Source organism: Gluconobacter sp. P1C6_b, from assembly GCF_018811945.1.
GTDB lineage: Bacteria > Pseudomonadota > Alphaproteobacteria > Acetobacterales > Acetobacteraceae > Gluconobacter.
The window spans coordinates 104,017-117,919 of the sequence record NZ_JACRVU010000004.1 but is presented as its reverse complement, the minus strand read 5'-3'; the positions used below and the strand labels follow the sequence as shown (position 1 = coordinate 117,919).

The 13,903-nt window shown below is 62.0% G+C and carries 12 protein-coding genes; 8 read left to right on the top strand and 4 right to left on the bottom strand.

Going from position 1 to position 13,903, the window contains the following annotated elements:
• Window position 1 precedes the first annotated feature (1 nt).
• The 3 genes from KP701_RS05060 to KP701_RS05050 all read right to left on the bottom strand — a co-directional run bounded on the left by KP701_RS05060 (window position 2) and on the right by KP701_RS05050 (window position 2,872).
• Entirely contained in the window at window positions 2–958 is a 957-nt protein-coding gene (locus tag KP701_RS05060; RefSeq protein ID WP_215746134.1) for a glutaminase, read from the bottom strand.
• A gap of 152 nt (window positions 959–1,110) precedes the next feature.
• Window positions 1,111–2,532, bottom strand: coding sequence for a siroheme synthase CysG (cysG, locus tag KP701_RS05055; protein WP_215746132.1), 1,422 nt, complete (start codon window positions 2,530–2,532; stop codon window positions 1,111–1,113).
• Window positions 2,533–2,671: 139 nt separating this feature from the next.
• Window positions 2,672–2,872: a hypothetical protein gene (locus KP701_RS05050; RefSeq protein ID WP_215746130.1), complete on the bottom strand. Its 201-nt coding sequence runs from the start codon at window positions 2,870–2,872 to the stop codon at window positions 2,672–2,674.
• Window positions 2,873–3,080: 208 nt separating this feature from the next.
• On the opposite strand from KP701_RS05050, the gene KP701_RS16470 reads away from it, so the two are divergent.
• The 3 genes from KP701_RS16470 (at window position 3,081) to KP701_RS05040 (ending at window position 6,651) form a co-directional block, all read left to right on the top strand.
• Entirely contained in the window at window positions 3,081–3,206 is a 126-nt protein-coding gene (locus KP701_RS16470) for a hypothetical protein (protein ID WP_255314064.1), read from the top strand.
• A gap of 48 nt (window positions 3,207–3,254) precedes the next feature.
• Window positions 3,255–3,842: an HD family hydrolase gene (locus KP701_RS05045; protein WP_215746128.1), complete on the top strand. Its 588-nt coding sequence runs from the start codon at window positions 3,255–3,257 to the stop codon at window positions 3,840–3,842.
• Between the two features lie 154 nt (window positions 3,843–3,996).
• Complete coding sequence (locus KP701_RS05040) at window positions 3,997–6,651, top strand: hypothetical protein (protein ID WP_215746126.1); 2,655 nt, start codon at window positions 3,997–3,999, stop codon at window positions 6,649–6,651.
• Window positions 6,652–6,657: 6 nt separating this feature from the next.
• Here KP701_RS05040 and alr read toward each other — a convergent pair whose 3' ends face one another.
• Window positions 6,658–7,761, bottom strand: a complete 1,104-nt coding sequence (gene alr / locus KP701_RS05035) for an alanine racemase (protein ID WP_215746125.1) — start codon at window positions 7,759–7,761, stop codon at window positions 6,658–6,660.
• Between the two features lie 239 nt (window positions 7,762–8,000).
• Here alr and KP701_RS05030 point away from each other — a divergent pair, with 239 nt between their 5' ends.
• From KP701_RS05030 to spt, 5 genes are all read left to right on the top strand, one after another.
• A complete protein-coding gene (locus KP701_RS05030; RefSeq protein WP_215746123.1) occupies window positions 8,001–9,368 on the top strand; it encodes a lipopolysaccharide biosynthesis protein in 1,368 nt (455 codons plus the stop codon).
• A complete protein-coding gene (locus KP701_RS05025) occupies window positions 9,365–10,495 on the top strand; it encodes a sensor domain-containing protein (protein WP_215746121.1) in 1,131 nt (376 codons plus the stop codon). Before KP701_RS05030 ends, KP701_RS05025 begins: the two co-directional genes overlap by 4 nt.
• Window positions 10,495–12,306 carry a fatty acyl-AMP ligase gene (locus tag KP701_RS05020; protein ID WP_215746119.1) on the top strand — a complete coding sequence of 604 codons (1,812 nt, stop codon included), beginning with the start codon at window positions 10,495–10,497 and terminating at the stop codon, window positions 12,304–12,306. The genes KP701_RS05025 and KP701_RS05020 overlap by 1 nt, the downstream gene beginning before the upstream one ends.
• A gap of 130 nt (window positions 12,307–12,436) precedes the next feature.
• On the top strand, window positions 12,437–12,691 hold the full coding sequence (locus tag KP701_RS05015) for an acyl carrier protein (RefSeq protein WP_011253570.1): 255 nt from the start codon (window positions 12,437–12,439) through the stop codon (window positions 12,689–12,691).
• Window positions 12,688–13,881 (top strand): serine palmitoyltransferase, encoded by a 1,194-nt coding sequence (spt, locus tag KP701_RS05010; RefSeq protein WP_215746117.1) that lies wholly within the window; start codon window positions 12,688–12,690, stop codon window positions 13,879–13,881. Before KP701_RS05015 ends, spt begins: the two co-directional genes overlap by 4 nt.
• The last annotated feature ends 22 nt before the right edge of the window (window positions 13,882–13,903 follow it).

The following is a 13,903-nucleotide window of genomic DNA, read 5'->3' as shown; positions in this document are numbered from 1 at the left end:
ATTAGGCCGGGTTGGCAACCCAGGGGCTGGCGCGGAAAACTGACCATCCCGTATGCTGCACCAGCCGTTCCAGCGCACGTGTGCCCAGCAGGGAATTGCCTTGAGCATTCAGTCCCGGCGACCAGACGGCAATGGACGCCACGCCCGGCGCAATGGCGAGGATCCCGCCCCCGACACCGGATTTTCCCGGCAGACCGACACGGATGGCGAAAGCGCCGGAGCCGTCATAATGGCCGCACATCATCATCAGCGCGAGGATTGTCTGCGCATTGCGCTCGGACATGACGCGCTCGCCCGTAAGTGGGTTCCGGCCGCCCGTCATCAGACAGGTCCCGACCTGCGCCAGCTGGTGACAGCTCATGGTGAGTGCGCACTGATGGAAATAGAAATCCAGCGTGTCCTCGACCACGTTGCGGATATTCCCGAAGGTCCGCATGTAGTTCGCCAGCGCCATGTTGCGAAAACCGGTCTCACGCTCCTGCCGGGCGACATCGGTATCAATGTCAATCGAGGACGGATCACTAACCAGCGGACGCAGGAAATCCAGAAGGCGCGTCTGGGCATTCTCGCGGCCATAACGCGAGACCAGAATATCAGCGATGACGATGGCGCCCGCATTAATGAACGGATTGCGGGGGATGCCGTGCTCGTTTTCAAGCTGGACGATGGAATTGAACGCGCTGCCTGACGGCTCCTGACGCACCCGTCCCCACAGCTCGTCACCCATCGCATTGAGCGCCATGCTCAGGCTGAAGACCTTGGACACGCTCTGGACCGAGAAGGGGACTTCCGCATCCCCGACCGTATGCGTCTCCCCGTCCATGCCGACAACGGCCATGCCGAACCGGTTCAGATCCACCCGTGCGAGCGGGGGAATGTAGTTGGCGACCGTGCCCCGCTCGGAGGCCGTGCGCATTTCCTCTGCGATCGAGACGATAATGGACGCAACTGTGCTCATGGGGCCCCGGACTGTGAAACGCGATGTGACTGAAAGAACAGGAGTTTCACAGGCAGGTGAGCCCGTGAGCAACCCGCAGGATCATACGGAGCGATATGCACTCAAAGCATGGCTGAAAGACTGCATCTGCCTGCCCTGCAGATCCACTCACGTCAGGGCGAGACGACCCGATGGCGAACCACCTGTCCGACGATCACCAGCGCAGGCGATTTCACCTGCGCTTCGGCTGCTTGCTGCGCGATGGTGGACAGCGTTCCGGTAAAGACCCGCTGCCCCGGCTGCGTGCCCCGCTCCACGATCGCTACCGGCCAGTCAGCCGGCAGTCCTTTTCCTAGAAGTCCGGCGGCAAGCTGCGGCAGGGTCGAAATGCCCATATAGATCACGACCGTCTGGCGGCGATCGGCCATGTCGTCCCAGGGCAGATCCAGAATGCCATCCGCCTTTGCATGTCCGGTCACGAACAGGCAGGCCTGCGCGCAGTCCCGATGCGTCAGCGGAATGCCGGAATAGGCTGCGCATCCATTGGCCGCGGAAATGCCCGGAACCAGCCGGAACGCGACCCCGGCGGCGACCAGAGCTTCGATTTCCTCACCGCCACGCCCAAAAATGAACGGGTCCCCGCCCTTGAGACGCAGGACACGCTCGCCGGCCTGTGCACGGCGGACCATCTCGCGGTTGATCTCGTCCTGCGGCAGGGCATGACGGTCCCGCTGCTTGCCGACGAAGACGAGTTCGGCATCCCGCCGCACCATATCCAGCAGAGCTGGCGAGACCAGATTGTCATAAAGAACGGAATCCGCATTCTGCATCAGGTGCAGCGCCTTGAGGGTCAGCAGATCCGGATCGCCGGGACCGGCCCCGACCAGCCAGACTTCTCCCGGCTTGCGATCCCCGTCCAGAAGCGCCTCCAGTCGCGCGTCCGCCCGGCTTTCATCCCCGGAACGCGCGGCTTCCGCAGCAGGACCATCCAGAAAATCCTCCCAGATGCGTTTGCGGTCCTGAACATTGGGATAGCGCCCCGAAACGAGGGCCCGGCGCGACTGCATATAGGCCGCCAGACGGCCTGTGCCTTCGGGCAGCAGCGTCTCGATCTGTTCGCGCAGGCGGCGCGCCAGAACGGGCGCCGCGCCTCCGGTGGAGACAGCCACGCGCACCATGCCCCGGCGCACCTGAGCAGGCGTGATGAAGCTGGAAGGGCCTAGGTCGTCCACCGCGCAGACGGGGATATTCAGTTCGTCAGCCAGGGCCGCAACCTGACGGTTGATGTCCCGGCTGTCGGTCGCGGCATAGACCAGCCGGCAGCCCGGAAGCAGGCAGCGCAACACCGCATCATCCGCGCGTTCGCCAACTTGGCGGACCCTGCCATTCTTAACCCAGCCCTGCACGACCGGGTGCAGCTTTTCAGCCAGAACGTCGATCCGCGCTCCGTGATCGAGCAGCAGCCGCCCCTTGTTGACGGCAATTTCCCCGCCGCCCACGAGCAGGACCCGAGCGCCTGAAAGACGGATGGAAATGGGAAACCAGCCGCCGTCCTGAGGGGAATCCGGGCTGGAATGGTGAGGCTGGGTGTTCATCGAGGCACGGATTTTCCGGATCGGGGGAGACGCTTGCGTGCCGCATTCAGCGACAGGCCGGCCGGAAGGTCAAATCCGGCAGTTCCATGCCTTCAGGTGCGGGGACGTGCCTTTGCCCGGCACGTCCCGGAGGACGCTGTTACCAGCCGCCCTGCCGCCCCTGACCGCCGCCCATTCCCTGACCACCCATACCCTGGCCGCCCATGCCACCCTGACCATAACCGCGGTCGTCGCCACGATGATGGTGATGCCCACCGCGGCGGTCATCATAAGGGCCGTAACAGGCGGTCAGCGACAGGGTCAGACCGGCTCCGAGAGCCAGAGCAAGAATCTTTTTCATGAGATGCTCCATCAGCAATGCTTCGGTGCCGAGGATGACCGATGAAATGTGGTATTCTCAAGGACAGGAACGTAACGGACAATGACAGCGCCGGATTTTGCGGGGATATTCCGGCAGACGGATGCTTGGAAATGCTATAACCGTTCGCGAACAGAAGTCCTGTTGACTGGCGCTCCCGGACTGCACTTCTTTTCAGGAAAGAGGTTTCATGGCTCAGTTGATGGTGAAAATCTTCAAGTCCATTCAGGAGGGGCCCGGTTTTCTTGTGTTGCTCGGGCTTCTGGTCGCTGCGGTCTTTGTGGGATATGAAGTCCTGCATGCGCTGGTCGGATAAGGCCTTCGCCACCGCCGCGATGCGCATCGCCACAGACAGGACCCCAGCATGACAAAAGGCGATCTTGAAAAGCGTCTCGACTTTCTCCGGGAAGCGTCGCGCCTCAAGGACATCCTGAGGCGGACCTACACCCATGGTGGCCAGACCGAGAGCACGGCGGAGCATACATGGGCGCTCTGCCTGCTGGTCATGACCTTCGCCGACCAGCTTGAGGGCATCGACCTTCTGAAGCTGCTGAAAATCTGCATCCTGCATGATCTCGGGGAAGCCATTCACGGTGATGTGCCCGCGATTTCGGTACACGCCTCAGCCAACAAAGCCGCGCAGGAGCGCGAGGATCTGCTGACAATCATGGCACCGCTGCCTGACGAGCTTCAGGCCGAGTTTCTGGCGCTGTGGGACGAATATGAAAATGCAGCCTCTCCCGAAGCCCGGCTGGCCAAGGCCTTCGACAAGATCGAGACCATCAGCCAGCACAATGCCGGTCTCAATCCGGATGATTTCGACCATACGTTCAATCTGACCTATGGCCGCAAATATACCGATGCCACGGAACTGACGCGCCGGATCCGTGCCATTCTCGATGAGGAAACGCGACGGAACATGATGCGAAGCCGGAACATGGTTCCGGGCTGAACGGCCCTTTATGCTCGACATCGTAACATAAATCCGCCAGAAACGGCTCCAAATGGCCTTCCACTGTTACGCTATCTTTGCAGATTCGTGACATTCTGCATCGGATGCAGACGTTCCAGGCCCGCACCAGACACAGGAGCCGGCAGACGCGCGCATGCCAGATCATGACCTGAAAACCCCAGCGGCACCGGCACGGCCGGGGCTGCGTCCGGCTCTCGGTCTTGTCTGGGGCCTCGGCAGCCTCCTCTCCGCCCCTTCCGCGCTCGCGCAGACCGCTGCGAACACCCTCGCCACGCCGTCCACCACCCAGAACAGCGCGGCAACCGTGACCACGTCCACGACGTCCATCAATGGCGGCGAGCAAATCGAGGTCAAAGCCCATAAACCCGCCAGCGCCGTGCTGGGGGATGCCAAGCCGATCATGCAGATCCAGGCCGATGAAATCCGCTCTTATGGCGTCGATACCGCAGCGGATCTGCTGACGGCCATTGCGCCGGAAACCCGTTCAGGGCGCGGCGCGACCGGCAACACGCCGGTCGTCCTGCTGAACGGCAAGCGCATTTCGGGGATGCAGGAAGTCAATGACCTTCCCTTCGAAGCCATCGCGCGGGTCGAAATCTTCACCGAGGAAGAGGCCCTGCGCTACGGCTATCCGGCCGACGAGCGCGTGGTGAACATCATCACCGTGAAGAATTTCCGGGCCGTGCGGATGCGGGCCTATGGCAGCACATCCACGGATGGCGGCGGCGATGATGGCGTTCTGGGCGCCAGCTTCACAAAGCTCTCCGGAGACCGGCGGATCAATCTGAGCGCGCGCTATGAAGCACAGGCGCGTCTTCTGGACAGCGACCGCGGCGTCACGCCCCCTTCCGCCAGCAGCCTCTATTCCAATGCCGGCAACGTCACATCCACGGATGGCGGCAGTCTCGATCCGGCGCTTGATGCGCTCGTCGGGCAGAGCGTGACATCCGCGGGTGTGCCATCGCTCGCATCGGGTCAGATCCCGACCCTTCAGGATTTCACGACATATGCCAATGCACCACATGCCAGTTCAGACGCCTCGGATTACAGCCTTCAGCCCAGAACGCATGAACTGAACCTGAACGGTGTCTATGCGGACCAGATCTTCAAGAGCGTCTCGGCCTCCTTCAACGCCAGCTACACCCACAGCAATTCCGAAAGCCTTCAGGGACCGGCGCGTGGCATCCTGACCCTCCCGTCCGGCAGCCTTTACTCGCCGTTCTCGCAGGACACGCTTCTGTACCGGGACTACACCAACGTCTCTGCGCTTCAGCAGAGGTCCCATACGGATTCCGTTCATGCCGGGCTGAATTTCAATGGCGACGTGGGGAACTGGAAGTGGAACAGCACCGGGAGTTTCGACCGCTCCACCACCGTGACCAACAGCCAGACCGGCCTTGATCTGAGCGCGGCCCAGACGGCGCTGACGGAGGGGCTGGTCGGCTTCGACCCGTTCTCGGAAGTGGACCGCAACTGGCTGAACAGCCGGCTGGTCAATCAGGGCCATACCACCGGCACGACCGGCAAGATCAGCGGCCTGGTCTCCGGCTCACTTTTCTCCCTCCCCGCCGGAGATGTCTCGACCAGTATTGCACCCACCGGCACCCTGACCGAACAGAACGCGACCTCCATCAGCCAGGGCAAGCTGCAGCGCACCCATATCAGCCGTGATGTCGGCACCCTTCAGATCAACGGCGACATTCCCATTGCCAGTGCGAAAAAGCATGTCCTGTCATTCCTGGGAAAGCTGGATGCGAACGTCAACGGTGCCGTCAGTCAGGTATCCCATTTCGGAACACTCGGGACGATTGGCGGAGGCGTGACGTGGGAGCCCGTCCCCTGGGTCCAGTTCCCCTTCTCCGTGACGGACCGGACAGAAGCGCCCAGCGCCACCAGTCTGGTCGCCCCGCAGATCGAGACCCCCAACGTCACGACGTATGATTATGTCACGGGGCGCTCCGTACAGGTGACGACCATCTCGGGGGGCAACCGGAACCTGCGCGCGGCGGACCGGCACGAGATCAGCATCGGCACGATCCTTTCCCCGACCTTTCTGGAAGGAGCCCGGCTGCACGTAAATTATGTCCGGGACCGCAACCACAACCCGGTCATAAGCCTGCCGACTGCAACGGCCGCCATTGAGGAAGCCTTCCCGGACCGTTACCAGCGCAATTCGGACGGGATCCTGGATGTCGTCGATATCCGTCCGGTCAATGCGCTTATGGAAAAGCGCAATGAATGGAATGCGACCTTCTCGTTTTCCAGACCACTCGGGAAGAAACCCGAAGGAAAAGGCGGCAAACATGGCGCTGGCGGCCGCTATTACATCGTTCTGACGCAGGTCTGGCGCCTCAAGGACACGGTACAGCTCCGGTCGGGCCTGGCGCCAATCGACCTGCTCAATGGCGGGACGATCGGCGGCACCGGAGGTCAGCCACGCCATGAAGTCGAGCTTCAGGGGGGCGTGTTCAAGAACGGTCTGGGCTTCCGTCTGGTTACCAAATGGCAGTCGGCAACCTCCACCCTCGCCAGCACCCACGCCAACAGCCTGTTCTTCAGCGATCTGGCGACCGTGGATATGACGGCCTTCGCCGATCTGGGAGAAATCCCCCGCTGGCAGAACCGGAACTGGGCCAAGAATTTCCGGATCATGGTCTCGGTCAGCAACCTGTTCAACAGCCGCATCCGCGCCCGCAACGGCTCGGGCATCACACCCGCCGGCTATGAACCAGCCTTTCTCGACCCGCTCGGACGGACCATCTCGTTTTCCATCCGCAAATCGGTCTGACCGGGCTCAGTCATCCGACACATAGACGCGGTGGAAACGGCTTCCCAGCGCCGTCAGGACCTCATAACCGATTGTCCCTGCCGAACGCGCCAGCGCATCCACATCCTGCGCCGGCCCCAGCACCGACAGCACGTCCCCCGCTTTCAGACCGGCAGGAGCATCGCTCAGATCCACGGAAATGCTGTCCATAGAAACGCGCCCAATGACCGGAAGCCGGGTCTGGCCGTACCAGACAGCCCCGTGCCCGGCCTGAGCGCGGAAGAAGCCGTCCGCATAACCAAGCCCCAGGGTAGCGATCCGTGTGGGTTTCGTGGCTGTCCAGCCCAGCCCGTATCCCACACGGTTTCCGGCCTGCACCGTCCGGATCTGCACGATCCGCGCATCGAGCGAGACAACCGGCTTCAGGACACGGTTCCCTTCGAAAGGCGCGATCCCATACAGGGCAGCCCCAGGACGGATCAGCTCGAAATGATAGTCCGGGCCAAGAAAAATCCCCGAAGACGCCGCCAGAGACCGCGGCACGCCCGGAAAGCCAGCGGCCATTTCCACAAAGCGCTTCCGTTGCATCGCGTTGGCAGGATTGTCCGGCGTATCCGCGCAGGCCAGATGGCTCATCACCAGTTGCAGGTTCAGCCCTTCGAAAACCGAACGGTCCTGAAGGTCCTGATCACTCAGACCAAACCGGGACATCCCGGTATCGAACTGGAGTGCCGCAGGAAAGGCACAGCCCTTTTCGCTGCAAAGCCGCTGCCAGCTGTGAACCTGTTCGAGATCGTTGAGAACGGGACTCAGGCCATGGGCCTGCATGCTGTCCTCACAGCCCGGCATGAAACCGTGCAGCACGAAAATGCGGACTTCAGGAAGCGTGGCCCGCAAGGCGATCCCCTCGTCGAGATGCGCCACGAAGAATGTTCCCGCCCCGCGTGCGGCCAGAACGGGCGCCACACGATCCGCGCCCAGCCCATAGGCATCGGCCTTGACGACGGCCGCACATTCCGCGCCGACGCCAAGAGCGGCAACGAAATCGTAATTTTCTGCGATGGCCCGCAGGCTGACACCCAGCCAGGCTCCGGCCCGTGCCGATGCTGCATCCTGGAAAACTGTTTGCATGAGGCTGCCCAAAAGACTGCAATGCTTTCTTATGGCACTCCAGTCCCACGAAGCAATGTCATGCCCCTCTTTTCACACCGGACTTTTCACATCGGGAATTCTGCGCAACAAGACGCCATGCGCTGCATGCGAATGCAATCTTCGGTCACAAAAAGTGAGTTCAGATTTCCGGGGAAACGCCTATTTCTGGTGCCCAACTGAGTTAACGGCAAGACTGTCACGAAAGTTTCCATAAATTGATGTCAGACGACTCATCGTCTTCTCAGGCTGCAAGACCCGGCGGTGTCCAGCGCGTCATAAGCAATCTGGGCGTCCTTCTGGGAGGGCGCGCAGTCAACGCTCCGCTGAGCCTCATCCATATCTGGATGGCGACCCATCTGCTGGGGAGCTACAGCTTCGGACTCGTCGCGATGATGTATGCCTTCGCGCGGACGATGGGCGACATCGTGGATTTCCAGTCTTGGCAGACCGTTCTGCATTATGGTCTGCGCCCCCTAACGCAGGGTGATCGTCGCGGTTTCCAGAAAATCGTCTCCTTCAGTCTGCTGCTGGACAGCGTCGGCGGTCTGCTGGGTTTTGGCGGGGGCGTCCTCATCAGCCTTCTGGCCATGAATCTTCTGGGCTGGCCGCCTGAGATCCACGTCATCGGCGTCGTCTACTGCATCTCCATCCTTTTCATGGCATCTGCCACCGCAACGGGCCTGCTGAGGGTTTTCGACCGATACGACCTGCTGGCCGTACAGGGCACCGTGGCCACCATCGTCCGCGTGATCGGTACGGCCTCGATGGCTCTGGGCTGGGCGTCCGTGACGGCACTTGCCAGTGTCTGGATCGCAGCGGAAGTGGCAGCCTGGGGCACGATCTTTTTCATGGCGGCCCGCGAGATGTATCGCCGGGACCTGATCCGCGGCCTCTTCCATGAAATGCGCGCTATCCTTCCCGAGATCCTGAACGGACAGTTTTTCCGCACCTATCCGGGGATCTGGCGTTTCGCGCTCAATACGAACCTCAATTCCACGCTCGCCCTCGCTTTCGGGCATATCGGCACCCTCGTGGTCGGCGCCTTTGTCGGCCCGACGAGCGCCGGCTATTACCGGATCGCAAGCCAGATCGCGGCAGGGATCGCCAAGCCCGCAACCCTGATCCAGACAACCGTCTATCCCGAAATGGCCCGGCTGTGGCGCGACAGGGCCATGAACCGGCTCTATCGCCTGACAGGCCAGATTGCCCTGATGGCTGGCGGAATCGGAACGGCCCTGCTTCTGCTGACACTGTTTGCCGGACGCCCGCTCCTTCAGCTCTATATCGGCCACAAGGGCGCAACAGAAGCCCTTCCCGTCACGCTGTGGCTGCTGGCCGCTGAGGTGGTCACCGTCTGGGGCCTGCCGCTGGAGCCGCTCCTGTTCACGACCAACCGCTCCGGCGCCGCGATCGGAGCCCGTATTCTGGAATGTACCTTCTTCCTCCCGGCCCTGGTGATGATGGTTCGCCATTACGGTCTGAGCGGCGTCGGGCCGGCGACATTATGTGGCGTCACCCTTCTGATCACGATCCAGCTTGTCTTCGTGATCCGCACGGCCCGCAGTCCGCAGGGGCTTGCGGCATGAAGGTGGCTTTTCCCCTCATCGGCCAGCGTCACCAGACCCTGCACGCCCTGCCGATCGCGCTGGAAGTCTCCGCGCGTCATCCGGACGTTGCGGTCCATGTCTCGTGCCTGACCGTGAGCCATCTGGAACTGGCACGCTCGCTGGCCACGCTCTATCCGGAAGCCCGGGTGCAGTTCGACCTCCTCCCGATCTCTCCCAAGCTCCGTCGCCGGATCGAACTGCACGGGCTTCGGGTGGTGGACCGCCTGATCGGGCTTTTCGCCTCCCGGCATTATTTCCGGACCTTCGATGCGATCATCGTGCCGGAAGCAACGTCCCTGCAGCTCCGCCGCATGGGCGTAGGGCGGCCGAAGATGATCTGGACGGGCCATGGCGCCGGTGACCGGGCGATCGGTTTTGCCCGGCATCTCGGAAAGTTCGATTTCCTGCTGGTTCCCGGACGCAAGGTGGAACAGCGCATGCTGGAAAAGGGCATCATCCGCCCCGGCGCCTACCATCGCGGCACCTACGCCAAGTTTGATCTCGTGCGGCGCATGGATGCGAAACGGCCGAAACTCTTCAACAACAACCGGCCGACGATCCTGTATAATCCGCATTTCCTGCGCCGCCTGTCCTCATGGCCGGAAATGGGACATCAGGTCCTGCAGTTCTTTGCCACGCAGGATCGCTACAACCTTGTTTTCGCACCACATTTCCGTCTCTTCGACAATCACCGCGAAGAGGGGGAAGCCCTGAGGCGCCAGTATGGACATCTGCCGCACATGCTGATCGACCCGGGCAGCCACCGGAGCATCGACATGACCTACACGATGGGGGCAGACCTCTATCTGGGTGATGTCAGCAGCCAGGTGGCCGAGTTCATGATCCGCCCGCGCCCTTGTCTCTTTCTCAACGCCCACCATGTCAAATGGCATGGAAATCCGGACTACCAGTTCTGGACGCTGGGGCCAGTGACGGAAAATGTATCGGATCTGGGCTCCAAGATAGAGAATGCTTTCGAAACGCATCCTCGTTTTCTTGAGGCGCAGCGCCAATATGTATTAGAGACATTCGAAACACTGGGCGATGAGCCCACTGCCCCCGCTGCCGCGGATGCAATTGTCGATTTTCTGAAAAGGGCTGCCTGATGTCAGGTAATCCAAACGGAGCTAGTCCAGGTTTGACCGAGGCCAACCAGAACCCAACCGCCAATCCCGTTCCGACGCCAAGCCGCTCCGGCCTGGAAAGACGTTACGGAGATTTCCCCAGCTTTGCGGCCGCCCTTGATTATGCGGCCCAGGGTGAGAGCGGATTCAACATCTATTCCGGCCGGGGGCAGCTTCTCGAGGCATTGCCATACCGCCTGCTGCGCGAGCAGGCCCGTTCCATGGCCTGCCGCCTGCTGGGTCTTGGTCTGGTCCCAGGCGATCGCGTTGCGATCGTGGCGGAAAGCGATGGCGACTTCGCCCGGATCTTCTTCGGCTGCCAGTATGCCGGTCTGGTCCCGGCGCCGCTCCCTCTGCCGGTCGCTTTCGGCGGACGCGAGGGCTATGTGACGACGCTGCGCGGCATGATCCAGAGCGCCGCGGCCCGCGCCGTTGTGGTGCCCGACGTGATCGGAAGCTGGACGGCGGATATCGTGGATGGTCTCGATCTGGTCTTCGGCGGCTCGCCGGCCGATCTGTACCGTCACGCCGAAGCCCGCGTAGAACTGCCGGAAATCTCCCCGACAGCCCTGTCCTATCTGCAGTTTTCGTCGGGCAGCACACGCTTTCCGATGGGTGTTTCGGTCACGCAGGCGGCCGGCATGGCCAATGCCCGCGCCATCGCCCGTGACGGTCTTCACGTCTACCCGGCCGAAGACCCACGCGATGACCGCTGCGTCTCCTGGCTGCCGCTCTATCATGACATGGGGCTGGTCGGCTTCTTCCTGACGCCCCTGACCTGCCAGCTTTCCGTCGATCTGCTGCCCACCCGCGAATTCGCGCGTCGCCCGCATGTCTGGCTGGACCTGATTTCCCGCAACCGCGGCACAATCGCCTACAGCCCCTCCTTCGGCTACGAACTCTGCGCCCGCCGCAGCGGTCAGGCCGATCTGGACCTGTCGTGCTGGCGCATTGCCGGCATTGGCGGTGACATGATCCGCCATCATATCCTCGAAGGCTTTGCCGAGCGTTTCGCATCGAACGGTTTTCGGGCCACGTCCTTCGTCGCGAGCTACGGCATGGCCGAGGCGACGCTTGCCATCAGCTTCGCCCCGCTCGACACCGGCATCCAGACCGACACAATCGATCTGCGCCGCCTTGAGAAAGACGGTATTGCCGAGCCGTCCAATGATCCGTCCCATCCGCTGCGGACCTTCGTCCTGTGTGGCGAGGCCCTTCCCGATCATCAGATCGAGGTCCGCGACGCTGCAGGACATGATCTGGCAGACCGACAGGTCGGCACCGTCTATGTCCGTGGACCGAGTCTCATGTGCGGCTATTTCCGCCGTCCCGACGAGACCGAAGCCGTCCTCGATGCAGATGGCTGGCTGAACACGGGCGATCTTGGCTATCACCTCAATGGCCAGATCGTCGTCACCGGCCGCGCCAAGGACCTGATCATCATCAACGGCCGCAATATCTGGCCGCAGGATCTGGAATGGTCCGCCGAAAGCGAAGTCCCTTCCTTGCGTTCGCGTGATGTTGCCGTCTTCTCCGTGGATGGCGACGAAGGCGAGAAGATCGTCGCACTCGTCCAGTGCCGCGCGACCGAGGATGAGAGCCGCAACCAGCTTCGCGACGAGGTCACGAGTCTGTTCCGCCGCCAGCACGGCGTGGATGTCGACGTCATTCTTGTGCCGCCCCGCACACTTCCCCAGACCTCGTCGGGCAAGCTGACCCGCGCGAAGGCCAAGACCATGCTGCTCTCCGGTCAGTTCGAGCAGCAGCCCGAAACCACGTCTTCGGTCGCGTGATACTCCACCGGCCCCGGCTGCCCGAGCGCCTGAAAAGGCAAAGGGGTGGCGAACGGGGCCGGTTTGGAGCATAAGGCTTGCCCAAGATTGCACAGACCCAAGCGTACACAGACATCGAGAGTTGAAGTCCATGACTGACAGCGTCGCCGGTATTTCCGGAATGATCATTGAGAAACTGCTTGCCAATCCGAAAGTTCCCCGGGACATCGATGGCAACAGCAAGATTGTCGAAGACCTGGCCTTTGACAGTCTGGCCGTCATGAACTTCGTCATGGAAATCGAAGACGAGCTCGACGTCTCCGTACCGCTCGACAAGCTGGCCGATATCCGCACCATCAACGACCTTGCCGGCTGCCTGCACACGCTGAAGGTCGCCCACGCGTGACGGATATTTTCGCCAAGCACCACGGCCTGCGCGAGGCCTATGAAGGCCTTACGGCCGCCTCCCCGCGCAACCCGTTCGAGGTCGTGATCGAGCGTCCGATCTCCGCAAGCGTCGGGATCATCGAAGGCCGCGAGACGCTGCTCTTCGGGACCAACAACTATCTTGGTCTCAGCCAGTCGAAGAAAGCCATCGAAGCAGCCGTGGAAACGGCCGAGACGATGGGCGTTGGTACGACGGGCTCCCGCATTGCGAACGGGACCTTCGGTCTGCACCGCAAGCTGGAGGCAAAGCTCGCCGAGTTCTTCCGCCGCAAGCACTGCATGGTGTTCTCGACCGGATATCAGGCCAATCTGGGCACGATCTCAGCTCTGGTGAACAAGGACGACGTCCTGCTGCTCGATGCGGACAGCCATGCCAGCATCTATGACGGCGCCAAGCTGTCGGGCGCGCAGGTCATCCGCTTTCGCCACAACGATCCGGTCGATCTGGAAAAGCGTCTGGCACGCCTGAAGGACCATCCGGGCGCCAAGCTGATCGTGGCCGAGGGCATCTATTCCATGACGGGCAATGTCGCCCCGCTGGACAAGTTCGTCGACATCAAGACACGCCACGGCGCGTATCTGATGGCTGACGAAGCCCATTCGTTCGGTGTTCTTGGTACGCATGGCCGTGGCGTTGCCGAAATGCAGGGCTGCGAGGACGGGATCGACTTCGTGGTCGGGACCTTCTCCAAGTCTCTCGGGACTGTGGGCGGCTACTGCGTCACGAACCATGATGGCGTGGACCTGATGCGCCTGTGCTCGCGTCCCTACATGTTCACGGCGTCCCTGCCTCCGGAAATCATCGCAGCCACCATGGCGGCGCTTGAAGACATGCAGGCCCGCCCGGAACTGCGGACAAAGCTTCAGGAAAACGCTGCCCGTCTGCATGCAGGGCTCCAGAAGGTCGGCCTCAGAACGGGCGAGCACGTCTCCCCGGTCGTCGCCGTGACGCTGGAGACCGTGGATCAGGCCGTGGGTTTCTGGAACGCACTGCTGGAAAACGGGGTCTATGTGAACCTCTCGCTCCCGCCGGCGACGCCTGACAACCGGCCGCTCCTGCGCTGCTCGGTCATGGCGGCCCATTCGCCTGAGGAAATCGACCGCGCCGTTGCCGTCTTCGGCGAAGTCGCCAGACATTTCGGGCTGTAATCCATAAAAAAAGGGGGGATCC